Origin of the sequence: Nonomuraea sp. NPDC005692, from assembly GCF_040631115.1 — a bacterium.
In the GTDB taxonomy this organism is placed as follows: domain Bacteria; phylum Actinomycetota; class Actinomycetes; order Streptosporangiales; family Streptosporangiaceae; genus Nonomuraea.
This window is the reverse complement of the sequence record NZ_JBEXYU010000026.1, coordinates 126383-153080: the sequence shown is the minus strand read 5'-3', so window position 1 is coordinate 153080 and position 26698 is coordinate 126383. Positions and strand designations below refer to the sequence as shown.

24 protein-coding genes are annotated in these 26698 nt (G+C 74.2%); 13 read left to right on the top strand and 11 right to left on the bottom strand.

Annotated elements, in window-relative coordinates; translation table 11 throughout:
* Positions 1–77: 77 nt before the first annotated feature.
* The 5 genes from ABZ459_RS38320 (at position 78) to katG (ending at position 6344) form a co-directional block, all read left to right on the top strand.
* Entirely contained in the window at positions 78–626 is a 549-nt protein-coding gene (locus ABZ459_RS38320; protein WP_357981279.1) for a heme-binding protein, read from the top strand.
* Between the two features lie 58 nt (positions 627–684).
* A complete protein-coding gene (locus ABZ459_RS38315) occupies positions 685–1359 on the top strand; it encodes an ankyrin repeat domain-containing protein (RefSeq protein WP_357981276.1) in 675 nt (224 codons plus the stop codon).
* A gap of 564 nt (positions 1360–1923) precedes the next feature.
* Positions 1924–3549 (top strand): ABC-F family ATP-binding cassette domain-containing protein, encoded by a 1626-nt coding sequence (locus ABZ459_RS38310; protein WP_357981273.1) that lies wholly within the window; start codon positions 1924–1926, stop codon positions 3547–3549.
* A gap of 94 nt (positions 3550–3643) precedes the next feature.
* Positions 3644–4081 (top strand): Fur family transcriptional regulator, encoded by a 438-nt coding sequence (locus tag ABZ459_RS38305; RefSeq protein WP_352327424.1) that lies wholly within the window; start codon positions 3644–3646, stop codon positions 4079–4081.
* A 34-nt stretch (positions 4082–4115) separates the two neighbouring features.
* Positions 4116–6344 carry a catalase/peroxidase HPI gene (katG, locus tag ABZ459_RS38300; RefSeq protein WP_357981270.1) on the top strand — a complete coding sequence of 743 codons (2229 nt, stop codon included), beginning with the start codon at positions 4116–4118 and terminating at the stop codon, positions 6342–6344.
* 100 nt (positions 6345–6444) lie between these two features.
* Here katG and ABZ459_RS38295 read toward each other — a convergent pair whose 3' ends face one another.
* Complete coding sequence (locus ABZ459_RS38295) at positions 6445–7032, bottom strand: TetR family transcriptional regulator (protein WP_357981268.1); 588 nt, start codon at positions 7030–7032, stop codon at positions 6445–6447.
* 110 nt (positions 7033–7142) lie between these two features.
* Between ABZ459_RS38295 and ABZ459_RS38290 the strand changes: the two genes are divergently transcribed.
* Both ABZ459_RS38290 and ABZ459_RS38285 read left to right on the top strand, forming a co-directional pair.
* Positions 7143–9386 carry an arylsulfatase gene (locus ABZ459_RS38290; RefSeq protein ID WP_357981265.1) on the top strand — a complete coding sequence of 748 codons (2244 nt, stop codon included), beginning with the start codon at positions 7143–7145 and terminating at the stop codon, positions 9384–9386.
* An 88-nt stretch (positions 9387–9474) separates the two neighbouring features.
* The gene (locus ABZ459_RS38285) at positions 9475–10659 is read left to right on the top strand and encodes an MFS transporter (RefSeq protein ID WP_357981262.1); all 1185 of its coding nucleotides are present in this window, start codon (positions 9475–9477) and stop codon (positions 10657–10659) included.
* 19 nt (positions 10660–10678) lie between these two features.
* On the opposite strand, the gene ABZ459_RS38280 is transcribed toward ABZ459_RS38285, so the two are convergent.
* The 3 genes from ABZ459_RS38280 to ABZ459_RS38270 are packed head-to-tail and all read right to left on the bottom strand — an operon-like array spanning position 10679 to position 12865.
* A complete protein-coding gene (locus tag ABZ459_RS38280; protein ID WP_357981259.1) occupies positions 10679–11011 on the bottom strand; it encodes a metalloregulator ArsR/SmtB family transcription factor in 333 nt (110 codons plus the stop codon).
* Complete coding sequence (locus ABZ459_RS38275; protein WP_357981257.1) at positions 10998–11429, bottom strand: SRPBCC domain-containing protein; 432 nt, start codon at positions 11427–11429, stop codon at positions 10998–11000. Before ABZ459_RS38275 ends, ABZ459_RS38280 begins: the two co-directional genes overlap by 14 nt.
* 59 nt (positions 11430–11488) lie before the next feature.
* Positions 11489–12865, bottom strand: coding sequence for an MFS transporter (locus ABZ459_RS38270; RefSeq protein ID WP_357981254.1), 1377 nt, complete (start codon positions 12863–12865; stop codon positions 11489–11491).
* Positions 12866–12977: 112 nt separating this feature from the next.
* On the opposite strand from ABZ459_RS38270, the gene ABZ459_RS38265 reads away from it, so the two are divergent.
* The 5 genes from ABZ459_RS38265 to ABZ459_RS38245 all read left to right on the top strand — a co-directional run bounded on the left by ABZ459_RS38265 (position 12978) and on the right by ABZ459_RS38245 (position 20022).
* Entirely contained in the window at positions 12978–13742 is a 765-nt protein-coding gene (locus ABZ459_RS38265; RefSeq protein WP_357981251.1) for an IclR family transcriptional regulator, read from the top strand.
* Between the two features lie 25 nt (positions 13743–13767).
* Complete coding sequence (locus tag ABZ459_RS38260) at positions 13768–14616, top strand: fumarylacetoacetate hydrolase family protein (RefSeq protein WP_357981249.1); 849 nt, start codon at positions 13768–13770, stop codon at positions 14614–14616.
* Positions 14616–15518 carry an alcohol dehydrogenase catalytic domain-containing protein gene (locus ABZ459_RS38255; RefSeq protein ID WP_357981246.1) on the top strand — a complete coding sequence of 301 codons (903 nt, stop codon included), beginning with the start codon at positions 14616–14618 and terminating at the stop codon, positions 15516–15518. Before ABZ459_RS38260 ends, ABZ459_RS38255 begins: the two co-directional genes overlap by 1 nt.
* A 20-nt stretch (positions 15519–15538) precedes the next feature.
* A complete protein-coding gene (locus tag ABZ459_RS38250) occupies positions 15539–18328 on the top strand; it encodes an FAD-binding and (Fe-S)-binding domain-containing protein (protein WP_357981243.1) in 2790 nt (929 codons plus the stop codon).
* A 71-nt stretch (positions 18329–18399) separates the two neighbouring features.
* The gene (locus ABZ459_RS38245) at positions 18400–20022 is read left to right on the top strand and encodes a protein kinase (RefSeq protein WP_357981240.1); all 1623 of its coding nucleotides are present in this window, start codon (positions 18400–18402) and stop codon (positions 20020–20022) included.
* 46 nt (positions 20023–20068) lie between these two features.
* Here ABZ459_RS38245 and ABZ459_RS38240 read toward each other — a convergent pair whose 3' ends face one another.
* The 7 genes from ABZ459_RS38240 to ABZ459_RS38210 all read right to left on the bottom strand — a co-directional run bounded on the left by ABZ459_RS38240 (position 20069) and on the right by ABZ459_RS38210 (position 25891).
* On the bottom strand, positions 20069–20575 hold the full coding sequence (locus ABZ459_RS38240) for a DUF2690 domain-containing protein (RefSeq protein ID WP_357981237.1): 507 nt from the start codon (positions 20573–20575) through the stop codon (positions 20069–20071).
* A 98-nt stretch (positions 20576–20673) separates the two neighbouring features.
* Positions 20674–21858 carry an ATP-binding protein gene (locus tag ABZ459_RS38235; protein ID WP_357981234.1) on the bottom strand — a complete coding sequence of 395 codons (1185 nt, stop codon included), beginning with the start codon at positions 21856–21858 and terminating at the stop codon, positions 20674–20676.
* Complete coding sequence (locus ABZ459_RS38230; RefSeq protein ID WP_357981231.1) at positions 21855–22529, bottom strand: response regulator transcription factor; 675 nt, start codon at positions 22527–22529, stop codon at positions 21855–21857. The genes ABZ459_RS38235 and ABZ459_RS38230 overlap by 4 nt, the downstream gene beginning before the upstream one ends.
* Positions 22530–22636: 107 nt before the next feature.
* The gene (gene pip, locus ABZ459_RS38225; RefSeq protein WP_357981303.1) at positions 22637–23608 is read right to left on the bottom strand and encodes a prolyl aminopeptidase; all 972 of its coding nucleotides are present in this window, start codon (positions 23606–23608) and stop codon (positions 22637–22639) included.
* A 123-nt stretch (positions 23609–23731) separates the two neighbouring features.
* A complete protein-coding gene (locus tag ABZ459_RS38220; RefSeq protein WP_357981228.1) occupies positions 23732–24739 on the bottom strand; it encodes a xanthine dehydrogenase family protein subunit M in 1008 nt (335 codons plus the stop codon).
* Positions 24736–25251, bottom strand: coding sequence for a 2Fe-2S iron-sulfur cluster-binding protein (locus ABZ459_RS38215; RefSeq protein WP_357981225.1), 516 nt, complete (start codon positions 25249–25251; stop codon positions 24736–24738). The genes ABZ459_RS38220 and ABZ459_RS38215 overlap by 4 nt, the downstream gene beginning before the upstream one ends.
* Positions 25252–25468: 217 nt before the next feature.
* Complete coding sequence (locus ABZ459_RS38210; RefSeq protein ID WP_357981222.1) at positions 25469–25891, bottom strand: nuclear transport factor 2 family protein; 423 nt, start codon at positions 25889–25891, stop codon at positions 25469–25471.
* A gap of 114 nt (positions 25892–26005) precedes the next feature.
* Here ABZ459_RS38210 and ABZ459_RS38205 point away from each other — a divergent pair, with 114 nt between their 5' ends.
* A complete protein-coding gene (locus ABZ459_RS38205) occupies positions 26006–26599 on the top strand; it encodes a winged helix-turn-helix domain-containing protein (RefSeq protein WP_357981219.1) in 594 nt (197 codons plus the stop codon).
* Positions 26600–26698 lie beyond the last annotated feature (99 nt).

The following is a 26698-nucleotide window of genomic DNA, read 5'->3' as shown; positions in this document are numbered from 1 at the left end:
CGTGCTTCCGATGGCCCGCGGCGGTCCGCCCGGAAACCTAGAGATGTCCGACTTCGCCCTGACGAACTGGAGAAACCATGAACATCCGTACTCGCCTGGTCGCCGGCTCGCTGTCGGGGCTGGCCGTGCTGGCCGGCGCCGTCGCCGCCACCTCGCCCGCCGCCGTCGCCGACGCCGCCCGCACCGCCCGCGTCGCCGCGGCCGAGCCCGTCGTGCAGACCGGCACGCTCTCCGCCGACGCCGCGCTGAAGATCGCCGACGCCGCGCTGAAGGAGGCCGTCAAGCAGAAGCAGCGCGTCACCGTCGTGATCGTCGACCGGTCCGGCGCGACCCGGCTGGTGCTGAAGGGCGACGGCGCGGGCCCGCAGACCGAGGAGTCGGCCCGGCGCAAGGCGTTCACCGCGGTCTCCTTCGGCCGGACGACGTCCGAGCTGGGCAAGGGCATCAACGGCGGCGGGCCGTCCATCGCCGACATCCCGGGCACCCTCTTCCTCGGCGGCGGCGTGCCGGTCGCCTCGGGCGGTGCCCCCGTCGCGGGCATCGGCGTCGGCGGCGCGCCCAGCGGCGACATCGACGAGTCCATCGCCCAGGCGGCCCTCAAGGCGGTCGCCGGGCAGCTTCGCTGACCGGCCGGACCTGCCCCCCGGCGCGCCGCCGGGGGCGGGCGGACGGAAGGATGAGGGGATGAACCGCCGAGCCGTCCTGACCTGGGGACTCGGTCTGATGCTCGCGGCCTGCGGCGGGCGCGAGGTGAAGGGAGCGGGAATGGCCGACGAGGAACTGCTGGCGGGAGCCGCGCGCGGGGACGCCGCCGCCGTCCGGGACGCGCTCGGCGCCGGGGCCGACGTCGAGGCCCGCGACGGGCAACGCCGTACGGCCCTGCTGCTCGCGGCGGCGGCCGACCACGTCGAGGTGGCCAAGGTGCTCGTCGCGGCGGGCGCCGACCCCGACGCCCAGGACGCCAGGAACGACACCCCCTGGCTGGTCACCGGCGTCACCGGCAGCGTGGCGATGCTCAGGGCGCTGCTGCCCGCCGGGCCCGACCTGACCAGGCGCAACCGGTACGGAGGCGTCTCCCTCATCCCCGCCTGCGAGCGCGGGCACGTCGAGTACGTGCGCGAGGTGCTGAAGGCCGGCATCGACGTCGACCACGTCAACGACCTGGGCTGGACGGGCCTGCTGGAGGCGGTCATCCTGGGCGACGGCGGCGAGCGCCACCAGGAGGTCGTGCGGCTGCTCATCGCCGCGGGCGCCGACGTCGACCTGGCCGACCGCGACGGCGTCACCCCGCTCGCCCACGCCGTGTCCAAGGGCCAGAAGGAAGTGGCCGCCCTGCTCCGCGCGGCCGGAGCCCACTGACGCGACGGAGGCCGCGCCGGCACCGTCGAGCCGACCCCGAACGACGGCGAGCCTGGCCGCCGTGCTCAGGAACTGCCGGTGCCGCTGTCGCACGCCGGCGGCGATCTCGGCCTGCCAGGCGTCCCAGGAGGTGAGGGCGTCGAGCTGGGGACGCTGGTCCGCCAGCACCCGGTCGGCCTCCAGGCGGGCCACGGCCGGCAGCAGCTCCTCCCGGCCGCCGGGGAAGTAGTGGAGGCTCCCTTGCGGGTCAGCGTACGCACGATCAGCCTCCGGACTGGACCGGGCGGTCCATGCTGGCCGGGCGGCCTCGGTGGCGCGCAGGAGGCAGGCAGGCGTCCGGAGAACGGTGGGCGCCTGCTATGGTGTGAAATGCTTGTGATTCTCAGCTAGGAGACCAGACATGGCAGGTGACGACGACATCTCCGGGTGATACCGGAGGTTGATCGGCCCCGGCGTGAGCGCTTGAGCGCCGCCGGTGTGGCCCTGTTCGTCGTTCCCGAATTCCTGTCCTTCTTCACCGGGCGGCTTCGGCGTGCCCGCGTTCTCCGTTGAGGTCTTCTTCACATGTCCGACGCGTTCATCGTCTGCTCCAACCTGTCCTTCTCCTGGCCTGACGACACCCCCGTCTTCAGCGACCTGTCCTTCAGCGTGCCCGGCGGCCGTACCGGCCTGGTCGCGCCCAACGGCGCCGGCAAGAGCACGCTGCTCAAGCTGATCGCCGGGGAGTACCGGCCGCGCTCGGGCGGCGTGTCCGTCAACGGCGTGCTCGGTTACCTGCCGCAGAGCCTGCCGCTGGCCGGCGACCTGACCGTGGCCGAGGTCCTGGGCATCGCCCCGGTGATCGCCGCGCTCAACGCCATCGAGGCGGGCGACACCGCCGAGGAGCACTTCACCACCATCGGCAACGACTGGGACATCGAGGAGCGCACCCGTGCCCAGCTCGACCGGCTCGGGCTCGGCCACCTCGACTTCGCCCGCACCCTGCGCACGCTGAGCGGCGGGCAGATCGTCTCGCTCGGCCTGGCCGCGCAGCTGCTCAGACGGCCCGACGTGCTGCTGCTCGACGAGCCCACGAACAACCTCGACCTCGACGCCCGCCACCGGCTGCACGCCGTGCTCGGCGACTGGAAGGGCTGCCTGCTCGTGGTCAGCCACGACCGCGCGCTGCTCGACCGCATGGACCGCATCGCCGAGCTCGAACGGGGCGAGGTGCGCTTCTACGGCGGCGACTACACCGCCTACGAGGAGGCCGTACGCACCGAGCAGGAGGCCGCCGAGCGCAACGTGCGCACGGCCGAGCAGGAGCTCAAGCGCGAGAAGCGGGAGATGCAGCAGGCCCGCGAGCGCGCCGAGCGCAGGGCCGGCAACGCCGCCCGCAATCTCAAGAACGCCGGCCTGCCGCGCATCTTCGCCGGGAACATGAAGCGCGGCGCCCAGGAGTCGGCCGGCCGGGCGGGCCAGACGCACGCCGCCCGCGTCAGCGACGCCAAGGCCCGGCTCGACGAGGCGGGCCGCGCCCTGCGCGACGACCAGCGCATCTCCCTGCAACTGCCGGGCACCAACGTGCCCGCCGGGCGCACGGTGTTCCAGGGCGAGCGCCTCATGGCCCGCGGCCTGTTCGCCGAGCCCGGCATCGACCTGGTCGTCCGCGGGCCCGAGCGCATCGCGCTCACCGGCCCCAACGGCGCCGGCAAGTCCACGCTGCTACGCCTGATCACCGGCGAGCTGACGCCCGACGGCGGCACCGCCAGACGGGCCGACGGCCGGGTGGCCTACCTGTCGCAGCGGCTCGACCTGCTCGACGACGAGCTCACCGTCGCCGAGAACCTGGCCGCCTTCGCCCCCGCGATGCCGGCCGCCGAGCGGATGAACCTGCTGGCCCGCTTCCTGTTCCGGGGCGCGCGTGCCCATCTGCGGGTAGGGGTGCTGTCGGGCGGCGAACGGCTGCGCGCCACGCTGGCCTGCGTGTTGTGCGCGGAGCCGGCGCCCCAGCTGCTGCTGCTGGACGAGCCGACCAACAACCTCGACCTGGTCAGCGTGGGCCAGCTGGAGAGCGCGCTCGGCGCGTACGAGGGGGCGTTCGTGGTGGTCAGCCACGACGAGCGGTTCCTGGAGGAGATCCGGGTGGAGCGCAGGCTGGAGCTGTCCGAGGGGCGGCTGCTGGAGGGCGGGGGGCCTGACCTGGGGTGACGCCCTTCTAGGGAGCTATTTCCGGACATATTGCTAAACTTGGATGGTTCGTTCTCTTGTGTCATTCAGGTTTGTATAGGTAGGTTTGGCGGCTATGACCGCATCGAAGGCTCCGACGACCGCCGAGGAGCTGCGCGGCGCCGGGCTGCGGGTGACCGCCGCCCGGGTCGCGCTGCTGGAGACCGTCCGGGAGGGTGACCACCTCGGGGTCGAGGCGATCGCCTCCGGGGTGCGCGAGCGCGTGGGTCATATCTCGTTGCAGGCCGTGTACGACGCCCTCCACGCGCTCGCCGCCGCGGGGCTCGTCCGCCGCCTCGACCCCCCGGGCAGCTCGGCCCTGTACGAGGGCCGCGTCGGGGACAACCACCACCATCTCGTGTGCCGGTCGTGCGGCGCCGTGGCCGACGTCGACTGCGCCGTCGGGCACGCGCCCTGCCTGACCGCCTCCGACGACCGCGGCTTCGCCATCGACGAGGCCGAGGTCATCTATTGGGGCCTGTGCCCCGCCTGTTCCACCGGCAGCAGTTCCTGAGCACCCAGATTCCGCCTCGTCCGGAAGGATTCCCATGTCTGAGAACCATGATGCGATCGTCACAGACGCCAAGTCGGAGGACTCGGGCGGCTGTCCGGTCGCGCACGAGCGCGCCCCGCACCCGACCCAGGGCGGCGGCAACCGCCAGTGGTGGCCGGAGCGGCTCAACGTCAAGATCCTGGCCAAGAACCCGGCCGTGGCGAACCCGTTCGGCGAGGGCTTCGACTACGCCGCGGAGTTCAGGACCCTGGACCTCGCGGCCGTCAAGCGGGACATCGCCGAGGTGCTGACGACCTCGCAGGACTGGTGGCCGGCCGACTTCGGCCACTACGGCCCGTTCATGATCCGGATGGCCTGGCACAGCGCGGGCACGTACCGCATCAGCGACGGACGCGGCGGCGCCGGGGCCGGTCAGCAGCGCTTCGCGCCGCTCAACAGCTGGCCGGACAACGGCAACCTGGACAAGGCCCGCCGCCTGCTGTGGCCGGTCAAGAAGAAGTACGGCCGCAAGATCTCCTGGGCCGACCTGCTGATCCTCACCGGCAACGTGGCCCTGGAGTCGATGGGCTTCAAGACCTTCGGCTACGCCGGCGGCCGCGAGGACGCCTGGGAGCCCGACGAGGACGTCTACTGGGGCCCCGAGTCCACCTGGCTCGGCGACCAGCGCTACACCGGCGACCGCGAGCTGGAGAACCCGCTGGCCGCGGTCCAGATGGGCCTCATCTACGTCAACCCCGAGGGCCCCAACGGCAACCCCGACCCGCTGGCGGCGGCCCGCGACATCCGCGAGACCTTCCGCCGCATGGCGATGAACGACGAGGAGACCGCGGCCCTCATCGTGGGCGGTCACACCTTCGGCAAGACCCACGGCGCCGGCCCGGCCGACCACGTCGGCCCCGACCCCGAGGCCGCCCCGATCGAGCAGATGGGCCTCGGCTGGAGCAACAGCTTCGGCACCGGCAAGGGCGGCGACGCCATCACCAGCGGCCTTGAGGGCATCTGGACGAACACCCCCACGACCTGGGACAACAGCTTCCTGGAGATCCTCTACGGCTACGAGTGGGAGCTGTTCAAGAGCCCCGCGGGCGCCAACCAGTGGCGGCCGAAGGACGGCGCCGGCGCCGGCACCGTGCCCGACGCGCACGACCCGGCCAAGCGGCACGCCCCGACGATGCTGACGACCGACCTGTCGCTGCGCGTGGACCCGATCTACGAGCAGATCACCCGCCGCTGGCTGGAGCACCCCGACGAGCTCGCCGACGCCTTCGCCCGCGCCTGGTTCAAGCTGACCCACCGCGACATGGGCCCGCTCGCGCGCTACCTCGGCCCGGAGGTCCCGGCCGAGACGCTGCTGTGGCAGGACCCGCTGCCCGCGGTGACGCACGAGCTCGTCGACGCGGCCGACGTCGCCGCGCTCAAGGAGCAGATCCTCGCCACGGGGCTGTCGGTGGCCGAGCTGGTGTCCACCGCGTGGGCCTCGGCCTCCTCCTTCCGCGGCAGCGACAAGCGCGGCGGCGCCGACGGCGCGCGCATCCGCCTGCAGCCGCAGAGCGCGTGGGAGGTCAACGACCCCGACCGGCTGGCGACCGTGCTGGGCACCCTGGAGGGCGTCCAGAAGGCGTTCAACGGCGCCCAGACCGGCGGCAAGCAGGTCTCGCTGGCCGACCTGATCGTGCTGGCCGGGTGCGCGGGCGTCGAGCGGGCCGCCAAGGAGGCCGGCTTCGACGTTCAGGTGCCCTTCACGCCGGGACGCGCGGACGCCACGCAGGAGCAGACCGACGTGGAGTCGTTCGCCGCGCTGGAGCCGGTCGCCGACGGGTTCCGCAACTACCTCGGCAAGGGCAACCGCCTGCCGGCCGAGTTCCTGCTGCTCGACCGGGCCAACCTGCTGACGCTGAGCGCGCCGGAGATGACCGTCCTCGTGGGCGGCCTGCGGGTGCTGGGCGCCAACCACCGGCAGTCGACGCTCGGCGTCCTCACCACGACCCCGGGGACGCTGACCAACGACTTCTTCGCCAACCTGCTCGACCTGGGCACGACGTGGCACTCGACCGAGGACGCCAACGTCTTCGAGGGCCGCGACACCGCCACCGGCGAGGTGCGGTGGACCGGCACCCGCGCCGACCTCGTCTTCGGGGCGAACTCCGAGCTGCGCGCGGTCGCCGAGGTCTACGCCAGTGACGACGCCAAGGAGAAGTTCGTCCGTGACTTCGTCGCGGCCTGGGACAAGGTCATGAACCTCGACCGGTTCGACCTGGCCTGAGCGTGACCGGAACGCCCGGGGCGGCCGCCCCGGGCGTTCCGCGTGCCCGGAGACCTGCGCGGTGGTGGGGGGTGACCGCGGCGGGCATGGACCCCGGACGTCAGGCGGTGAGCAGGGCCCGGGCGGTGACGTGCAGGTCGGCGACGGCCGCCGCGGCCCGTGCGGCGTCGAAGGCGGGGTCGCCCAGGCGCTGTTCCAGGTCGGCCAGCACCACGACGACGTGCAGGTTGAGCACCCGCAGGCGCTCCCGCGTCAGGCCGGGCAGCCGCCGCCGCAGCAGGGTGGCCAGCTCGGCGACCCCGGGGTGGTGGTCGCTGGAGTAGGGCCAGGACCGGTAGCCGCCGGACAGCACGTAACGGCTGGTGAAGCGCAGGTACCAGCTCGCGCCCGGGTGGCCGAGCACGTGCTCGGCCAGCGGGGCCAGGTAGGCCCCGACCAGGGCGGGAAGGTCCTCCTCCAGGCCGCGGACGCGCAGGTCGCCGATCAGCTCGCGGCGGCGCTCGTTGAGGGGGGTCATGCGGTGGGCGTACAGGGCGTCGATCAGGCCGGCCTTGCCGTCGAAGTGGTACTGGACGGCCGAGTGGTTGCCCTGCCCGGCCGCGACGGCGATCTCCCGGAGCGAGACGTCGAGGCCGCGCTCGGCGAAGAGCCGTTCGGCCGCCAGGAGGATCTTCTCTTTGGCCTGCATTCCCACCTTTTCCGGATCACCGAGGTATCGTCGCGGATTAAGACAACCTGTCTTACTCTCGTGCCGTCTGCTGTCCAAGACCGTACGCCTCTCCTGGCAGGAGCCTCGCCGTGACCGCAGAACCGATCTTCCACCGGGCCGGCCGCCCGCCGGAACACGCTCCGAACGTGCTCGCCGTCGTCCTGGACGACACCGGCTTCGCCCAGCTCGGCTGCTTCGGCTCCGGCATCGCCACGCCGCACATCGACCGGCTCGCGGCCGGCGGCCTGCGCTACAACCGGTTCCACGTGACGGCCCTGTGCTCGCCGTCGCGCGCCTGCTTCCTCACCGGGCGCAACCACCACGCCGTCGGCATGGGCTTCCTCGCCGACATCCCGCTCGACCACCCCGGCTACACCGCCCGCATCCCGCGCTCGGCCGCGACCCTGCCGCGGATCCTGCGCGACCACGGCTACTCGACCATCGCCATCGGCAAGTGGCACCTCACGCCGCGCTACGAGCGCTCGGCCGCCGGCCCGTTCGGCCACTGGCCGCTCGGCCAGGGCTTCGAGCGCTACTACGGCTTCCTGCAGGGCGACACCAACCACTACGCGCCCAACCTCGTCCGGGACAACCATTATGTGGAGCCGCCCGCCACCCCCGAGGAGGGCTACCACCTCACCGAGGACCTCGTCACGGAGGCCGTCCGCCACCTCGACGACCAGCGCCACGCCGCCCCCGGCAAACCCTTCTTCCTCTACCTCGGCCTCGGCGCCACGCACTCCCCGCACCACGTCGCGCCCGAGTGGAGCGAGCCCTACCGCGGCCGCTTCGACCGGGGATGGGACGCCTGGCGGGAGGAGATCTTCCGGCGCCAGACGGAGACGGGCGTCGTCCCGCCCGGCACCGTGCTCACCCCGCGCCCGGACTGGGTGCCCGCCTGGGACGGTCTCCCCGCCGACCGGCGCCGCCTGTACGCCCGCCAGCAGGAGGTCTTCGCGGGCTTCCTCACCCACGCCGACGCCCAGCTCGGCCGCCTGCTCGCCCACCTGGCGGAGACCGGGCGGCTCGACGACACCATCATCGTGGTCTTCTCCGACAACGGCGCCAGCGCCGAGGGCGGCGTGGACGGCAGCGTCAACGAGCACCGCTTCTCCGCCGGCATCCGCGAGTCCCCGCAGGACAACCTGGCCCACCACGACGACTGGGGCGGGCCGCGCACCTACAACCACTACGCGTGGGGCTGGGCGTGGGCCGGGAACACGCCGTTCCGGCTGTGGAAGCGCTACACCTGGCTCGGCGGCACCCGTACGCCGCTCATCGTGCACTGGCCGGCCGGGATCGGCGGCGGCGGCGCGGTGCGCGACCAGATCGTGCACGTCAACGACCTGTTCCCGACCCTCCTGGACGCGATCGGCATCCGGGCGCCGGACGTCGTGGACGGGATCGAGCAGCAGCCGGTCGACGGGGCCAGCTTCCTGGCCACCTTCGCCGACCCCGCGGCGCCCGCGCCGCGCACGACCCAGTACTTCGAGATGCTGGGCTCGCGCTCGCTCATCCACGGCCGCTGGAAGGTCACCACCGACCACGTGTCCACGGGCGTCCTGGACGAGGAGGAACTGCTCACCGGCAGCCGCGACCTCGACGCCGACCACTGGGCGCTGTTCGACCTGGCGGCCGACTTCTCCGAGGCGGCCGACGTGTCCGCCGGGCATCCGGAGGTGGTCGCCGAGCTGCGGCGGTTGTGGGCGCGGGAGGCCGGGCGCAACAACGTCCTGCCGCTGTACGACGACCTCGTGGCCCGCTTCGGCGCGCTCATCGGGCCGGCCTGGCCACCCGGCGACGACCGCACGTTCCGGCCCGGGGCCTCGCCCGTGTGCGACGAGTCGCTGCCGCTGCTGTTCGGCGGCTTCCGCTGGACGGCCGAGATCGAGGCGGCGCGCGAGCCCGAAGGCGTGCTGTTCGCACTGGGCGACTGGAACGGCGGCTTCGCCCTGTACGTCACCGCAGGCCGCCTGGCCTTCACCTTCTCCCGCGCAGGGGAGCCGCTGGAGCTCACCGCCGACCGCCCGCTGCCCGCCGGCCGCCAGTCCGTGGACGTCGTCCACACGACGGGCCCCGCGGGTTCGGCGTTCCACCTGTCGCAGGGCGGGGTCGTGGTGGGCACCCTGGCGTTCGACGGCCTGCTGCCGGTCGCGCTCCAGCACGGAGGGGCCGGGCTGCGGCTCGGCCACGACCGCGGGCTGCCCGTCTCCGGCCGGTACCGCGTCCCGGCCCGGTGGAACGGGCGGCTGTTCTCGGTCCGGCTCAGGACGCCGGGCGCCGCGACCCCCGACCTGCTCGCCGGCCTGCGGACCGCACTCCACGCCGACTGACGGTGTGGTCCGAAATCGGCCGGTACCGGGGACGTCGTGGCTGGTTGGCTGGTTCGCCGTAGATCAACCCCTGTCCTGAAACGGAACCATGTCAACCACCACGCTCGCCCCGCCGCGCCCGCCGCTGATCTCCTGGCTCGCGGTCACCTCGATCACCCTGGGCATCTTCGCCATCGTCACCAGCGAGATCCTGCCCATCGGCCTGCTGACGACCATAGGCGCCGACTTCCGCGTCACCGACGGCACCGCGGGGCTGACCATGACGCTGCCCGGCTTCGTGGCCGCCGTCGCGGCGCCCGTCCTGACCGTGGCCACCGCCCGGCTGGACCGCCGGGTGATGCTCTGCGTCCTGATGGCGGTGCTGGCCGCCGCCGACGTCCTGGCGGCCGTGGCCGGGGCCTACTGGGTGGTGCTGGCCTCGCGGGTGCTCGTCGGGCTCACCATCGGCGGCTTCTGGTCGATCGCGGCCGGGCTGGCGTCCCGGCTGGTGCCGCCGGCCGCCGTGGGCACCGCCACGGCGCTGATCTTCTCGGCCGTGCCGCTGGGCTCGGTGCTCGGGGTGCCGGCCGGGACCTTCATCGGTCACCTGGCGGGCTGGCGGACGGCGTTCCTGGTCCTGGCCGGGCTCTCGGTGCTCGTACTGGTCGCGCTGCTGTGCGTGCTGCCGCCGCTGCCCGCCCGCCAGGTCACCGGCGCGCGCGTCCTGCTGGACCTGCTGCGGCTGCGCGGCACCGGGATCGCCCTGCTGGGCACGTTCCTCGTCGTGCTGGCGCACTTCGGCACCTACACCTACGTCACGCCGTTCCTGGAGCACGTCACCCACCTGCCCCCGGCCGTCGTCAGCGCCGTCCTGCTGGCCTACGGGGCGGCGGGCGTCGCGGGCAACTTCCTGGCCGGCCGGGCCGTGGCCACCGCCCCCCGTCTGACCTTCGCCGTCTGCGGCGGCCTGATCGCGGCGGCCACCGCGCTGCTGCCCCTGGCCGGCACGTCGCAGGCGGGCGCGGTCGTGCTGCTGGTGTTGTGGGGGCTGGCCTACGGGGGAGTGCCGGTCTGCTCCCAGGCGTGGTTCCTGCGGGCCGCGCCCGGCACGCCGGAGGCGGCGACCGTCGTGTTCACCTCGTCGTTCCAGGCGACCTTCGCCCTGGGCGCGCTCCTGGGCGGCACGATCGTCGACGCCTTCTCGGTCTCGGCCGCGATGGTCGCGGGCGGGCTGGTCGCGCTCGTGATGGCCGGGTCGTTCTCCTGGCTCACCCGTCCGCGCCGGGCCGTCTGAGCGGGGCGGGGACGGGCGGTCAGCCGCCGAGGTGGTCGCGCAGGGCGTCGAGGCGGCCGTCCCAGTCGTTCGCCAGCGCGGCCAGGAACTGCTGGGCCACCCGCATCGGAGCCGAGCGCAGCCGGTAGCGGACGCGGCGGCGCTCACCGGGCTCGGCCGTCACCAGACCGGCCTCGGCCAGCAGCGTCAGGTGCTTGGCGATCGCCTGCCGGGTGATCGGCAGGCGGGCGGCCAGGTCGGTCGCCGTGGCCGGGCCCCGGGAGGCCAGCGCGGCCAGGATGGCACGCCGGCTCGGGTCGGCCAGGGCGACGAAGACCTGCTCGGCCACCGCCTCGATGTCAGGCGGCGTCAAGGTGCCCGGCCAGCTCGCCCAGCTCGCTCGCCCATCCCTCGGTGTGGGCGTCGTGGGCCTTGCGGTGGTGGTCGTCCGGCAACTGGGCGAAGCCGGTCTCGACGACGGTCAGCCGGGTGCCCGTGCCGGCCGGTTCGAGGGTGAACTCGACGTACGTGCGGCGCGGATCGCCCTCCGGCATGCCGAAGACCGGCCAGGTGAAGCCGAACACCGACGGCTCCTCCACGCGCTCCACGCGCAGGTCGACGGTGTGCCCGTCGCTCCAGCTCATCCGCGCCGGCCCGCCGGGACGCAGCTCGATCGCCGCCTCCTGGCCGAACCAGGCGGCCAGCCCCTCGGGGGTGGTGAGCGCCGCCCACACCTTGCCGGGCGGATGGGCGAGCTCGACGGTGCGCTCGACCCGGTCGGGAAATCCCATGACGACCTCCATATGCAGCAGGGAAAAGGTTGCCACACCTTGTGGCGACAGGTTGACGGTCACCGCTCCGGCCGCGGGTGGCGGCGCAGGCCGTAGGAGACGAGGACGACGGCGGCCAGCGTCACCGCGACGTCCACGAGCAGGGCCAGGCGGATGCCGGCCGGTTCCCCGGCGCGCGTGGCGGCGACCGCGCCGAGAAGCGGGATGCCGACGGTGACGGCGACCTGCTGCGTCATCGAGGTCAGCCCGGTGGCCAGCCCCTGCTCCTCGTCCGGCAGGCCGGAGGTGCCGGTGACGGTGTAGGCGACGATCGCGGTGACGTGCCCGAAGAAGCCGACGAACAGCGCGGGGACCAGGATCGCCGGCACCGTCCAGCCGGTGCCGAGGAAGATGGCGGGAATCGTCGCGAGGGCCTGGACCGTCATGCCGGCGACCAGGACGCGGCGGCTGCCGTAGCGCCCGACGAACCGCCCGGCGATCACCCCGGCGACCACCGAGGCCAGCCCGGGGATGCCGAACACCAGGCCGGTGACCAGCGGCGACAGGCCCAGCACCCGCTGGAGGTAGACCGTCACCAGGAAGATCATGGCCGGCTCCATCGTGAAGATCACGAACCCGGCGAAGTTGCCCCACTTCACCGTGGGCCGCCGCAGGATGCGCACCGGCGCGAGCGGCGCGGGCGCGCGCAGCTCGATCATCCAGAACGCGCCCAGCAGCACCACGCCCGCGACGGCCGCCAGGAGGTTCGTCTCGACGGCCGCGTAGATCACCGCCAGCAGGCCGCCGGTCACGGTGACCGCGCCGGGCAGGTCGAGCCGCACCCGCTCCGGCAGCACGCTCTCCCGGATCAGGAGCGGCGCCAGCACCAGGATCGCCACCGCGACCGGCACGTTGAACAGGAACGCCGCCCGCCAGCTCAGCAGGCTGACCAGGGCGCCGCCGAGCAGCGCGCCGACGGTGAAGCCGCCGGACAGCAGGGCGCCGTTCAGCCCGAGGACGCGGGCGCGCAGCGGGCCCTCCTTGAAGGTGGTGGTGAGCAGCGACAACGCGGCGGGAACCGTCATCGCCGTGGCCAGGCCCTGCAGCACCCGGGCGGTCAGGAGCGTCGCGGGCCCGCCGGCGAAGCCGCCGAGGAGGGAGGCCCCGGCCAGCACGACCATGCCGGCGAGGAACAGCCTCCGCCGGCCGAACAGGTCGGCCGTCCGGCCGAACACCAGGGTGAACCCGGCCGCCGGCAGCGCGTACGCCGAGGTGATCCAGGGCCACTGGGCCGGGCTCAGCCCGACGCCCGCGCCGGTCTGGGGAAGGGCGACGTTCAGGATCGAGAAGTCGACCGCCAGCATGAAACCGGCGCCGAGCAGGACGAACGCGATCAGCCGTTGTCTGCCGTCGAGGCGCGGCGGGGCGGCCTCAACGGTCGCGACAGGAACACTCATTGCGGCCTCCAAGTAGTAGCAACCCAGTGGTTGCCACATTATGGCAACCGCTGGGTTGCGTCAACGCTGGGCAAACTTCCGTTTTCCGGAACGGTGGTCTAACCTTCGGAACATGTCCGACGGTGACGCCAAGCTGGTGGGGGCCGACCGCGTGCTGGCCGTGCTGGCCGAGCTCGCCCGGCACCCCGACGGGATCGGCCTGGAGGAGATGGCCCGCGCCGTGTCCAGCCCGAAGCCGACCGCCCACCGCGCCCTGGCCGCGCTGCGCCGCGCCGGGCTCGCCGTCCAGAACGGCCACGGCCGGTACGTGCTCGGCGACGAGTTCCTGCGCATGGCCTTCGCCCACCACGAGGCCCGGCCCGACCACGTCCGGGTCACCCCGATGCTCAAGGCGCTGTGCGACCGCTACGGCGAGACCGTGCACTACGCGGTGCTGGAGGGCACGTCCGTGGTCTACCGGTCCAAGCTCGACCCGCCGTCCGGCGCGGTCCGGCTGACCTCGGTCGTCGGCGGGCGCAACCCGGCCCACTGCACCGCCGTCGGCAAGATGCTGCTGGCCGGGACGCTGCGGGACGAGGCCGCGGTGCGCGCCTGGGTGGGCGACCGACGGCTGGAGCGGCCCACCGGACGCTCGGTCGGCACCGCCGAGGAGCTGCACGCCGAGCTGGTACGCGTCCGCGCGCAGGGCTACGCGGCCGACGACCAGGAGAACGAGCCGGGCGTCAACTGCGTGGCGGTCCCGGCGTACCTGACCTCGCCCACCGTGCCGAGCGGCGCGGTCAGCATCAGCGGCCTGGCCTACCGCACCCCCTTGAGCGTGCTCGTCGAGGACGTGCCGGCCATCCGCGCCGTCGTCGCCGGGCACCACCTTCCCTGACCCGCCCAGAACCGGAGAGATCCCCTTGTACCTCATGCGCATCGGCGCGCCCGGCGCCGAGAAGCCGGTCGTCCGCGTGGACGACGACCACTACGTCGACGTCTCCGACCTCACCCCCGACTTCGACGAGCGCTTCTTCGCCGCGGGCGGCCCCGCCCTGCTCGCCGAGCGGGTCGCCACGGGCCCGCGGCAGGCGTTCGCCGGCGAGCGCGTCGGCGCGCCGATCGCCCGCCCGCACCAGATCCTGTGCATCGGCCTGAACTACAGCGACCACGCCGCCGAGACCGGCCAGGCCGTGCCCGCCGAGCCGATCCTGTTCACCAAGTCGCCCAACACCCTGGTCGGCCCGGACGACGACGTGCGCATCCCGCGCGGCGCCGCCAAGACCGACTGGGAGGTGGAGCTCGGCATCGTGATCGGCCGCCGCACCTCCTACCTGGACTCGCCCGCGGAGGCCGCGGCCGCGATCGCCGGCTACTGCGTGGTCAACGACGTCAGCGAGCGCGCCTTCCAGATGGAACGCGGCGGCCAGTGGAGCAAGGGCAAGTCAGCCGAGACGTTCAACCCGGCCGGCCCCTGGCTGGTCACCCCCGACGAGCTCGCCGACGTCCGGAACCTGGGCATGTGGCTGGACGTCAACGGCGTACGCCGCCAGACCGGCAGCACCAAGACGATGATCTTCGACCCGTACGTCATCGTGCACCACCTGAGCCAGTTCATGGTGCTGGAGCCCGGCGACCTGATCAACACCGGCACCCCGCCCGGCGTCGGCATGGGCCACGACCCGCAGATCTGGCTCCGGCCGGGCGACGTGATGGAGCTCGGCATCGACGGGCTCGGCAGCCAGCGCCAGCGGGTCGTGGAGCCCCGGTAGTGCGGGCGCTCGTCCTGACCGGGCCGGGCGCGGCCGAGGTCCGGGAGGTCGAGCCCCCCGCGGCGGGGCCCGGCCAGGTGGTCGTGGACGTCGAGCGCACCGGCGTGTGCGGCACCGACATGGAGCTGTTCAGCGGCGAGATGAGCTACCTGCGCACCGGCCGCTCCCGCTACCCGCTGCGCCCCGGCCACGAGTGGTGCGGGCGCGTCGCGGAGCTGGGCGCGGGCGTGGACCCGTCGTGGCTGGGGCGGCGGGTCGTCGGCGACACCATGCTCGGCTGCGGGCGCTGCGACCGCTGCCGCCAGGGCCGCCACCACGTGTGCCCCGACCTGGCCGAGCTCGGCATCAGCCGGGGCGCCGCGGGAGCCCTGGCCGAGCGGCTCGCCGTCCCGGTCGCGGCACTCCATCGGCTGCCCGATACGGTGGACGCTACCTCGGGCGCGCTGGTCGAGCCCGGTGGCAACGCCTTACGCGCCGTCCGCGCGGCGGGGCTGGAGGCGGGGGAGCGGTTGCTGGTTCTGGGCACGGGCACGATCGGCCTGCTGGCCGCGCTGTTCGCGCGCGCAGGCGGCGCCGAGGTGCACCTCATGGGCCGCGCCGAGCCCGACCTGCGGCTGGCCGCGGGCCTCGGGTTCCGGCACGCCTGGACCCGCGCGACGCTGCCCGGCCTGCCCTGGCACGCCGTCATCGACGCCACGAACGCCGCCGCGATGCCCGCGCTCGCCCTCGGCCTGGCCGAACCCGGCCGCCGCGTCGTCTACATCGGCCTGGCCGGCACGCCGTCCACGCTCGACACCCGCGAGCTGGTGCTCAAGGACGTCACCGCGGTCGGCGTCCTGGCCGGACGGCGACCGCCCGGCGCCGGCCCGGGGCCCAAGATCCACATCGATCCCCGGCAATGAACCTGGAAGAGAGCACGAGCATGACCCACCGTGAACCGCGACGGCTCAACGCGCCGGACGCCGCCGTCCTGGCGGCGGTCGAGACGGCCGTCCCGGGGATCACCCGCGCCCGCGCGAGCGACCGGCTCGGCATGGCCCACGACGCCTCCCACTACCTGCTGACCCCGCAGGCCGTGCTGGTGGCCGAGAGCGCCGGCCAGGTCGCCGCGCTGCTGCGCACCGGCCTGCCGCTGACCTTCCGCTCCGGCGGCACCAGCCTGAGCGGCCAGGGCGTCAGCGAGCACCTGCTCGTGGACACCCGCCGGCACTTCCGCTCGATCGAGGTGCTCGACGACGGCGCCCGGGTACGGGTCCAGCCCGGCGCGGTGCTGCGGCAGGTCAACGCCCGCCTGGCCCCGTACGGGCGCAAGCTCGGCCCCGACCCGGCCAGCGAGTCGGCCTGCACGATCGGCGGCGTCGTGGCCAACAACTCCAGCGGCATGACCTGCGGCACACACGCCAACACCTACCGGACGCTGGAGTCGATGACGCTGGTGCTGCCGAGCGGCACCGTCCTCGACACCGGCGCCACCGACGCCGACGAGCGGCTGCGCGCCCTGGAACCCGACCTCGCGGCCGGCCTGGAACGGCTGCGCGACCGCGTCCGCGGCAACCCCGGCTCGGTGCGGCGCGTCCGGGACCAGTTCTCGCTGAAGAACACCATGGGCTACGGCCTGAACAGCTTCCTCGACCACGACAGCCCGGCGCAGATCCTCGCCCACCTGGTCATCGGCAGCGAGGGCACCCTCGGTTTCATCGCCGAGGCCGTCTTCCGCACCGTCCCCGCCCACCGCCTGGCCGCCACCGGGCTGCTCGTCTTCCCGACGCTGCGGGAGGCGATGGCCACGGTGCCGGAGCTGGTCGCCGCCGGGCCCGCCGCCGTCGAGCTGCTGGACGCCGAGTCCCTGCGCGTGGCCCAGACCGACCCCAAGGCCGACGAGACGCTGCGCGCGATGGCCGTCGCCGAGCACGCCGCGCTGCTGGTCGAATGGCAGGAGTCCGACGCCGGGCTGCTCACCGAGCGGGAGCGGACCGCCGAGCGGGTCTTCGCCGGGCTGCGCCTGGCCGCCCCCGCCCGGCTGAGCAGGGAGGCCGGCGGCCGGGCCGCGCTGTGGCACATCCGCAAGGGCCTGTACGCCACCGTCGCCGGCGCCCGCCCCAGCGGCACGACCGCCCTGCTGGAGGACGTCGCCGTCCCCGTGCCCGCGCTGGCCGACCTGTGCGACGACCTGACCCGGCTGTTCGCCGAGCACCGCTACGAGCGCAGCGTCGTCTTCGGCCACGCCAAGGACGGCAACCTGCACTTCATGCTCAACGAGCGGTTCGCCACCGACCTCGACCGCTACGCCGAGTTCACCGAGGACATGGTGGCGGCCGTCCTGGCCAGGGGCGGCACGCTGAAGGCCGAGCACGGCACCGGCCGCGTCATGGCCCCGTTCGTGCGCCGCCAGTACGGCGACGAGCTGTACGAGGTGATGCGCGAGGTCAAGCGCCTGTGCGACCCGGCCGGCACGCTCAACCCCGGCGTCGTCCTCACCGACGATCCCGAGGCCCACCTGCGCGACCTCAAGACCGTCGTGACCGTCGAGCCCGAGGTCGACCGCTGCGTCGAGTGCGGCTACTGCGAGCCCGTCTGCCCCAGCCGCGACCTGACCACCACCCCGCGCCAGCGCATCGTGCTGCGCCGCGAGCTGGCCGCGGCGCAGGCGGCCGGCGACCACGCCCTGGCCCGCGAGCTGGCGGACGCCTACGCCTACGACGCCGTGGACACCTGCGCCGTGGACGGCATGTGCGCCACCGCCTGCCCCGTCCTCATCAACACCGGCGACCTGACCAAACGCCTGCGCGCCGAGCGCCACGGCCGCGCCGCCCGGCGCGCCTGGACGAGCGCCGCCCGCCACTGGGACGGCGTCACCCGCGCGATGAACCTGGCCCTCGACACCGCCGCCGCCGTCCCGCCCGCGCTCCCGGAGGCCGCCTCGCGCGCCGCCCGCGCCGTGGCCGGGGCGGACGACGTCCCGCGGTGGAGCCGCGACCTGCCGCGCGGCGGCACCAGGCGCCGCCCGTCCCCGGCGGACGGCGCCGACGCCGTCTACCTGCCGTCCTGCCTGAACACGCTGTTCGCCCCCGCCGACGGCGGCCCCGGCGTGATGACCGCCTTCCAGCGCCTGGCCGCCCGCGCCGGGCTGACGCTGCACGTCCCGGAGAGGATCGCGAGCCTGTGCTGCGGCACGCCGTGGTCGTCCAAGGGCTTCGCCGGCGGTCACGAGGCCATGGGCGAGCGCGTCCGGGACGTGCTCGCGCGGGCCACCGACGGCGGCCGGCTGCCCGTGGTGAGCGACGCCGCCTCCTGCACCGAGGGTTACGCCCACCTGGTGCCCGGCCTCCAGGTGGTCGACGCGGTCGCCTTCACCGCCGAGCACGTCCTGCCCCGCCTGCCGCAGCCGCGCCGCCTGCCGTCGCTGGCGCTCCACCCGACCTGCTCCTCCGCCCGGCTCGGCCTGGACGCCGCCGTCACCCGCCTGGCCGAGGCGGTCGCCGAGCAGGTCGTGATCCCGGACGGATGGCAGTGCTGCGGCTTCGCCGGCGACCGCGGCCTGCTGCACCCCGAGCTGACCGCCTCGGCCACCCGCGCCGAGGCCGCCTCCGTGGCCGAGGCGGGCTGCGCCGCGCACGCCTCGGTCAACCGCACCTGCGAGCTGGGACTGACCCGCGCCACCGGCCGGACCTACCGGCATCTCCTGGAGCTCCTCGACGAGGTGACCGCCTGAGAGGGGGCGCGCTTCACACCGATGGTCAATAAGATCGTCGCTGTTGCGAAGATCCGGCGATCGGGAGCACGATGAGCGACCCCGGCGGCTTCGGCCCCCTGGAGATGGACGAACGCGAGCGCATCGGTCCCTACCGGATCGTGGGCCGCATGGGCGCCGGCGGCATGGGCGTGGTCTACGCCGGGGTCGCGCCCGAGGGCGGCCGGGTCGCGGTCAAGGTCATCCATCCGGGGCTGGCCGCCGACCCGCACTTCCACGACCGGTTCGTGCGCGAGGTCGAGGTGTTGTCGCGGGTGCGCGGGCGGTGCACGGTGGCGGTCCTGTCCGCCGACACCGACGTCTCGCCGCCGTGGCTGGCCACCGAGTTCGTGCCCGGCCCCACGCTGACCGAGCACGTACGCGACCACGGGCCGCTGCCGCCGGACGACCTGGTCGCGTTCGGGGTGGACATCGCCGAGGCGCTCACCGACATCCACCGGGCCGGGATCGTCCACCGCGACCTCAAGCCCGGCAACGTGATCCTGGCCGCGTCCGGGGCGAAGGTGCTGGACTTCGGGATCGCCCGCGCCCTCGACGAGAGCGGGCTGACCGGCACCGGCGCGCTCATCGGCTCGCCCGGCTGGATCAGCCCCGAGCAGTACCGGGGCGACCAGGCCGACGCCGCCGCCGACGTCTTCGCCTGGGGCGCGCTGATGGTCTACGCCGCGACCGGGCGGCCGCCGTTCGGCATGGGGGCGCCCGACGTGCTCGCCTACCGGGTCATGAGCGTCGATCCCGACCTGTCGCAGGTGCCCGAGGGGGTGCGGGAGCTGGTCCGCGGGGCGCTGGCCAAGTCCAGGGCGGCGCGGCCCGGGGCGGGCGAACTGCTCGCCGCGCTCCACTCGGGCACGATCCCCATGCCGCCGCCCCCGTCCGGCACACTCCTCCTCACGCCACCGCCCCCGCCGCCGGGCACGCTCCCCCTGACCCCGCCGCCCTCGTCCGGCGGGCCGCCCGCGCCCGGTGGCCCGCATCCGTCCGGCGGGCCGGTGCCCTCGCCGGGTGGGCGAGGGGCGTCGGCGGGCGAGTACGAAGCGCCGGTCCCGCCGCCGGGTGGGGCGGCGCGGTTGTGGCCCGTGGCGGTCGCCGTGGCCGTGGTCGTGGCGGTCGTGGGGGCCGGCGTGGCGTTCGCGCTGAACGCGGCCGGCACGCCGGAGGCGCTGCCGGCCACGGACGACCGGACCTCCTCCTACACCGACCCGCCCGCCACCTCCGCGCAGCCGGACCCGCCGGACACCTCCGAGGAGAGCGAGACCCCGAGCGAGACCCACACCCCGCAGGACACCCCGTCCGAGACCGGCACGCCGGAGGAGACGCCGGAGGAGAAGCCCGCGGACACGCCCACCGCGAGCAGGCCCCGCACGCTGCCGTGCGCGTCCGCGGGCTCGATCCTGCGCCAGGCCGCCGCGCTCAACGGCGGCAGCCTGCCGCAGGACGCCGTGGTGGCCCGCAAACGATGCGTCGGCTCCTGGGTGGCCGCCGAGCTCTCCTCCCCGAGTGTCGGCGGCATCGACCTGATCGCCCGGCGGAACGCGTCCCGGTTCCTCGACGCTGATATCGGCAGCAATTTCTGCTCCCAGGAGGACCGGCCGGCGCTGCTGGCGAGCGCGCCCGGCTCGATCAAGAGCTTCCTGTGCCCCAACGGTTTCGGCTGATCCGCACGCTTCCCGCCCTCCACCGGCGGGAGGCGCGCGGGCCGGGTCAGACGGCGTCCGTGCAGACGGCGGAGCTCGCGGCGCGGCGGGCGTGGGCCGGCTCGACGCAGGCCCGTGCCGGGACCTCGGGCGCGTAGACCTGGCCGGAGTAGACGACCCCGGTGCCCTCGTCGCCCCCGGAGTACTGGGTCAGGCGCTTGTCGTCGCCCGCGGCCGCGCGCACGCCCGGCCTGCGCTCCACCCACACGTTGTAGTCCGCGCCCTGCCCCTGCTTGGTGAACCTGGCCCAGTTGACCTGGCAGGTGCCGCCCTTGCCGGGGCCGTACCGCAGTTCGAGGTAGCCGCCGAACGCCCGGACCCACCTGGAGGCCACGGTGGAGGACCCTGTCGTGCAGCCCGTCAGCGCCGGGTCCTTGCCGTCGCAGGCGGTGCCCGAGCAGGTCCGGGCGGCCGGGCGGCCGGTCGCGGGGCCGTCGTCCGCGTGCGCCCCCGTGACCGGGAACAGGGCCAGAGCCGCCACCGCCAGCACGACCGCCGTCCGGTGTGATCGCATGCCGCCACCTCCAGGGAGAGATCAGGTTCGTCGGCACGATTGTGGACCGGCCGGCCTGCCCGGATCTGTCATGCGGACTGTGGTGCGTTGGCGGGACGTCATTCGCCCGACGGGAGCGGGATGCGCACCGACACCAGCGTCCCCTCGCCGGGAGCGGCCTCGACGTCGGCGCTGCCGCCCACCGCGCGGGCGCTCTCCCGGATGGAACGGGCGATCCCGAGGCCGGTCGTGGGCGCGTCCAGGTCGAAGCCGCTGCCGTGGTCGAGCACGCTCAGCGCCAGCGTCCCGGACCGGCATTCGGCCCGCACCACGGCGTGCCGCACGCCCGCGTGCTTGCGCACGTTCGTCAGCGCCTCGCGCAGGATGCCGCTCAGCGCCTCGACGACCTCGGCCGGCATGCCGTCGCGTTCTGGCGCCGAACGCAGCCGGCCCGCGTTGAACTCCACCCGCAGCCCGCTGCCGACCGCCTGCCGCACGACCTCCTCCAGGGCGGCCACGACGTCCTCGGCCGGATCGCCGTCGTCGCCGCGCAGGAAGGCGCGCAGCCACTGCGACTCCTCCGCCACCCGCGCCCTGACCGAGGCGTCGGCGATCCAGCCGTCGCGGGTCAGCGCCTCCATGGTCTGCAGGATCCGGTCGTGCAGCACGCGGGCCGTCCTGCCGCGCTCGCGCTCCTGCGACAGCTGCGCCGAGCGGCGCAGCTCCTCGGCCCTGGCCCGGTCCAGGTCGCCGGCGGTCCTGAACAGGATGCGCATGACGTACGCGGCCATCATGGCGTTCGTCGTCAGCCCGGCGACGTGCGGCAGCCCGGCCCACCACGCCAGGTCCGCCTGGACGTAGCCGAGGACCAGCGCGCCGCCCAGCGCCGCCGTCCACGCCAGCACGACGGGGAACGTGCGGAAGGAGATGCCCGCCATGATGCCGACGAGCAGCACGTACGGCAGGATCGTGCCGGGCCAGCCGTCGGTCACCCGCGAGCCCGCGTAGTGACCGGCGGCGAGCACCGCCGCCGTCACCAGGGCGAGGTCCACGCAGAGCAGCGCGCGCGGCGCGAGCGCGGCGCGGGCCGCCGTGACCACGCACACCAGCAGGCTGACCGCGCCCATCGCCCCCAGCAGGTACGGCAGCGGCCCCAGCGTCAGCCACCGCCCGTCGCCCAGCACCTCCAGCGACCCGCACAACACCAGCGCGCCCACCCGGACGACCACCATGGTGAGGGCCCGGCTGCGCTCCATGCCGGCGACCGCCGTCCCGGGCGGACGCGGCGGACGCGGGGGGCTCACGGCCGGTCGCGGCGTTCGAGCCGGTTGAGCGCCGCGCGGGTGAGCTCGGCCTTGTTGCCGACCTGCAGCTTGGCCCTGATGCGCTCGACGTAGGTGTCGACCGTGGCCTTGCTGACGCCCATCCGGCGGCCCACCTGGGCGTGGGTGAAACCCTGGGCGATGTAGGAGAGGGTCTCCTCCTCCCGGGCCGACAGCCGGGGCCGGGCGTCGCCGCCGCCGTCCCCGCCCGCCTCGGAGCCGTCGGCACCGGCGGGCGGGCGGGTGTTGTCGTCCAGCTCGCTCTGCAGGATGTCGGCCAGGCCCGCCGACAGGTAGAAGCCGCCCGCGGCCACCGTGCGCACGGCGGCGACGATGAGCTCGGAGGGGGCGTCCTTGGTGACGTACCCGTTGGCTCCGCAGCGGATCGCCGCCAGCACGTCGGCGGGCCGTCCGGACGCCGACACGATGAGGACCCGCGTGACGGCCGACAGCTCCTTGACCGCGGCCAGGCACGGCCGGTCCTCGGCCAGGTAGAGGTCGAGGATCAGCACGTCGTAACCGGCGTCGAAGCCGCGCAGGTCCCCGACGGACGAGCCCCGCAGCACCACCTGCAGGTCCTCGTGCCGGTGCAGGAGGTACTCCAGCCCATGGCGGATCAGCTCGTGGTCGTCGATCACGGCGATCCGGATCACGTCTTGCTCCGCGGCAGGCTGCGAACGAGGTGACATGTCAACAACGGTGAGCAGAAGTGTGCAAGACCAGCAAGTCCTGCAAAACCACTACAAGTTCGTATTGTAGATCATGAATCCTGTGGTGCACGGGCGTTCGGACGGTAGCCGTCGGTGGCCCTGACGAGCTCGTGCAGCGTGCCGGGTTCGGCGCCGCCGTGGCCGGCGTCCTCGACGATCCGCAGCTCGGCCTCCGGCCAGGCGCGGTGTAGCTCCCACGCGGCGTCGGGCGGCGTCTTCATGTCGTAGCGGCCGTTGACGATGACGCAGGGGACGTCCCGGATCGCCGCCACGTCGAGCAGTTCGCCCTCCCGCAGGAAGCAGCGCCGGGTGAAGTAGTGCGCCTCGATCCGGGCGAAGCCCAGCACCTCCCGGTCCGTCAGCGGAGGGGCGGGCGCGGGCAGCAGCGTGTTGGCCGCCAGCTCCCACGCCGCCCACGCCCGCGCCGCCGGGAGGTGCACCTCCGGGTCCGGGTCGAACAGGCGGCGGTGGTAGGCGCCGAGCAGGTCGTCCCGCTCGGCCTGCGGGATCGCGTCGCGGAAGGCCGCCCACTCCGCCGGGAACAGCCGGGCCGCCCCTGAAGCGGTGAACGCCCACGCCTCGTCGGCCGCGCTCGCCAGGTAGACGCCGCGCAGCACCAGCTCGGTCACCCGGCTCGGGTGGCGGCGCGCGTACGCCAGGGCCAGGGTCGCCCCCCACGAACCGCCGAACACCTGCCAGCGGTCGATGCCGAGCCGCCGCCTGAGCAGCTCCATGTCGGCGACCAGGTGCCAGGTGGTGTTGGCGGCCAGCGACACCCCGGGGTCGGCGGCGTGCGGGCGGCTGCGCCCGCAGTTGCGCTGGTCGAACAGGACGATCCGGTAGGCGCCGGGGTCGAAGAACCGGCGCTGCACGGGCAGCAGCCCGCCGCCGGGGCCGCCGTGGAGGAGGACGACCGGCTTGCCGGCGGGGTCACCGCAGGTCTCCCAGTAGATCTCCTGGCCGTCGCCGACGTCGAGCAGGCCGGTCTCGTAGGGCTCGACGGGCGGGTAGAACGTCATCAGCGTCATGGCTACCAGACCTACTCGCCCCGGCCGCCCGGCGCGCGCCCGGCTCCCCGACGGGTGCGCGAGTTCGGTGGGCGCCCGGCTCCCCGACGGGTGCGCGGGTTCGGTGAGTGTGCGGCTCTACGACGGGTGCGCGAGTTCGGTGAGTGTGTGGCGGAGCAGTCGTGCGGCCAGCACCGGCTTGAAGGCGTTGTGCCGCAGCGGGCGGGCCTCGGCCAGCGCCACGCCGGCGGCCCGCGCGAAGGCGGACGCGTCCGGGACGGCGCCGGTCAGCAGGTCCTCGGCGGCGTGGGCGCGCCACGGCTTGTGCGCCACCCCGCCGAGCGCGACCCGCGCGAACACGATCCTGCCGTCCTCGACGTGCAGCAGCACGGCCGTGCTCACCAGCGCGAACGCGAACCCGGCCCGGTCCCTGACCTTCGCGTACGCCCCGCGTCCCGGCGGAGCGGGCGGCAGGTCCACGCTCGTGACCAGTTCGCCGTCCCGCAGCACGGTCTCCACCTGCGGCGTAAGGCCGGGCAGGACGTGGAACCCGGTGAACGGCACGCTCCGCGTCCCCTTGGGCCCCGTCAGGTTGACGGTCGCGTCGAGGGCGGCCAGGGCCACGCACATGTCCGAGGGGTGGACGGCGACGCAGCTCGGGCTCGCCCCCAGGACGGCGTGCGCGCGGTTGAAGCCGTCCAGCGCGTCGCACCCCGCGCCGGGCGCGCGCTTGTTGCAGGCGGCGGCGGTGTCGTAGAAGTAGCGGCAGCGCGTACGCTGCAGCAGGTTGCCGCCCACGGTCGCGCGGTTGCGCAGCTGCGGCGAGGCGCCCGCCAGGATGGCGCGGGCGAGCACCGGATAGCGCCGCCGCACCCGGAGGTCGGCCGCGACCTTGGTGTTGCCGGCCAGCGCGCCGAGCCGCAGCCCGCCGCCGGGCAGGTCCTCGACGGCCGACAGCGGCAGGCGCGAGATGTCCACGATCCGGCCCGGCCGCTCGACCTCCTCCCGCATGAGGTCGACGAGGTTCGTCCCGCCGGCCAGGTAGCGGGCCGGGCCGCCGTCCGGCGGCGTCGCGGCCATCATCGCGGCCATCATCGCGACGGCCTCCGCCACGCCGGCCGCCCGCAGGTAGGCGAACTCCCTCACGTCGCGGCGACCTCCCGGACGGCGGCGGCGATGTGGTGGTACGTCCCGCACCGGCACAGGTTGCCCGCCATGCGCTCGCCGAGCTCGGCGTCGGTCAGCTCGCGCGGAGGAACGGTCAGGTCGGGCGTCGCGGCGCTGGGCACGCCGTCCCGCAGCTCGGCCAGCAGGCCGGCGACCGAGCAGACCTGGCCGGGCGTGCAGTATCCGCACTGCAGGGCGTCGTGCCGGACGAACGCCTCCTGCACCCGCACCCCCATTTCGTCGTCCGCCAGGCCCTCGACGGTGACGATCTCCATCCCCTCGCACTGGACGGCCAGCAGCAGGCACGCGTAGACCCGCATTCCGTCGGCCAGGACGGTGCAGGTGCCGCAGGCCCCCTGGTCGCAGCCCTTCTTCGTGCCGGTCAGCCGGAGGTGGTCGCGCAGGAAGTCGAGCAGGGACACGCGCGGGTCGGCCGGCGGCTCGTGCGGCCGGCCGTTGACGCGCAGGGGGAGCGGGGCGCGGCCGTCCATCCCATCCCTCCGGCCGTACGGACTGTGGCGATCACCGTAACCCGCGCCGGGCCGGGCGCCGTGATCCGTGCGCCGGCCGAGGGGCAAAACGGTGGCGGGCATTGCCGAATCCGGATCATCGGGGACGGCGAGGGTCCCGCCGTCGTCCATGCCCGCCACCGGCCTTCCCGGGGCGGCGAGGGGCACGCCGCGCCCGCCACCGGCCTTCCCCGGGAGCTCACCCCTTGGCGCTCAGGGCCTCCGCGACCGTCAGGCTGTCCTCGTAGATGTGGCTGCGCGTGATCAGCCCGTCCTCGACGGTCAGGTGCAGCGCGAACGGCGTGGCGTAGGAGACGCCGGTCGCGCGCACGGTCTGCACGATCTGCCCCAGCACCACGGCGTCCGCCCCGTCGACCAGGATCTGCCGCACCGTGGTGCCGTTCAGCTCCGGCACGTGATGCGCCCCCAGCGACCGGTAGTGCTCGGCCACCTCGGCCCGCCCCGACCGGGGCCGGATCCACGGCACCGCCGGATGCCCCTCGGCGGGCCAGCTGAGCTGCCAGTCGATCGGCTCGGCGAACAGCTCCGCTATCCGCTCGGGATCGCCCTCGCCGATCCGCCGCAACAACTCCTGCACGATGCCCCGCGTGTCCCTCTCCATGCCCCCAGTCTTCCGGCCCCGCCCGAACGCCGTCGATTACCTCGGAGGTAACCGACGGCGCTATTCCAAAGGAATCCTTGACATCGCGGGTGCCGGTGGCGGAACATTCCAAGCATGTCTTTGGAATCCTCGGGGCGGCGGCTGGTGCTCGACGATCCGGCCGCGATGCGGGCGTTCGCCCATCCGGTCCGGCTGGCGTTGCACGAGCTGCTGTTGCGGTCGGGGGCGACCACCGCCGCCGACGCCGCCCGCGAGGTCGGGATCAGCCAGGCGCTGGCCTCCTACCACCTGCGGCAGCTGGCCAAGTACGGCCTGGTTGAGCAGGCCGAGGCGCGCGACGAGCGGGAGCGGCCGTGGAAGGTGACCGCGAGCGTCCAGGTGTGGGATGACGACGTGACCGGGTCCGAGCGGTCGGCCGCCCGCAGCCTGCTGGAGCAGGTGCTGGCCGAGCGGGCGTTGTCGCGGCTGGTGGAGTGGCAGGAGGCGCGGCGGGGCGAGGAGGAGCCCTGGCGGGGCGTCGGCGGCATCGGCAACACCTACCTCTACGTCACCCCGCAGGAGATCACGGCGCTCGGCGAGGCCGTCGCCGACCTGCTGCGGCCGCTGATGGCCCGCGTGGACGACGCGGCGGCCCGTCCCGAAGGGGCCCGGCCCGTGCTGGTGACGCAGATGGTGATCCCGCTCGCCCCGACGGCCTCCGGTGACTGAGCCACGCACCCCGGCCGGGGAGACCGGCCGGGCCGGCGGGCGCACGGCCGAGAAGCCGCCGGACCGGGCGGGTGTGGCTCGCCGGGCGACCGGGGTGCG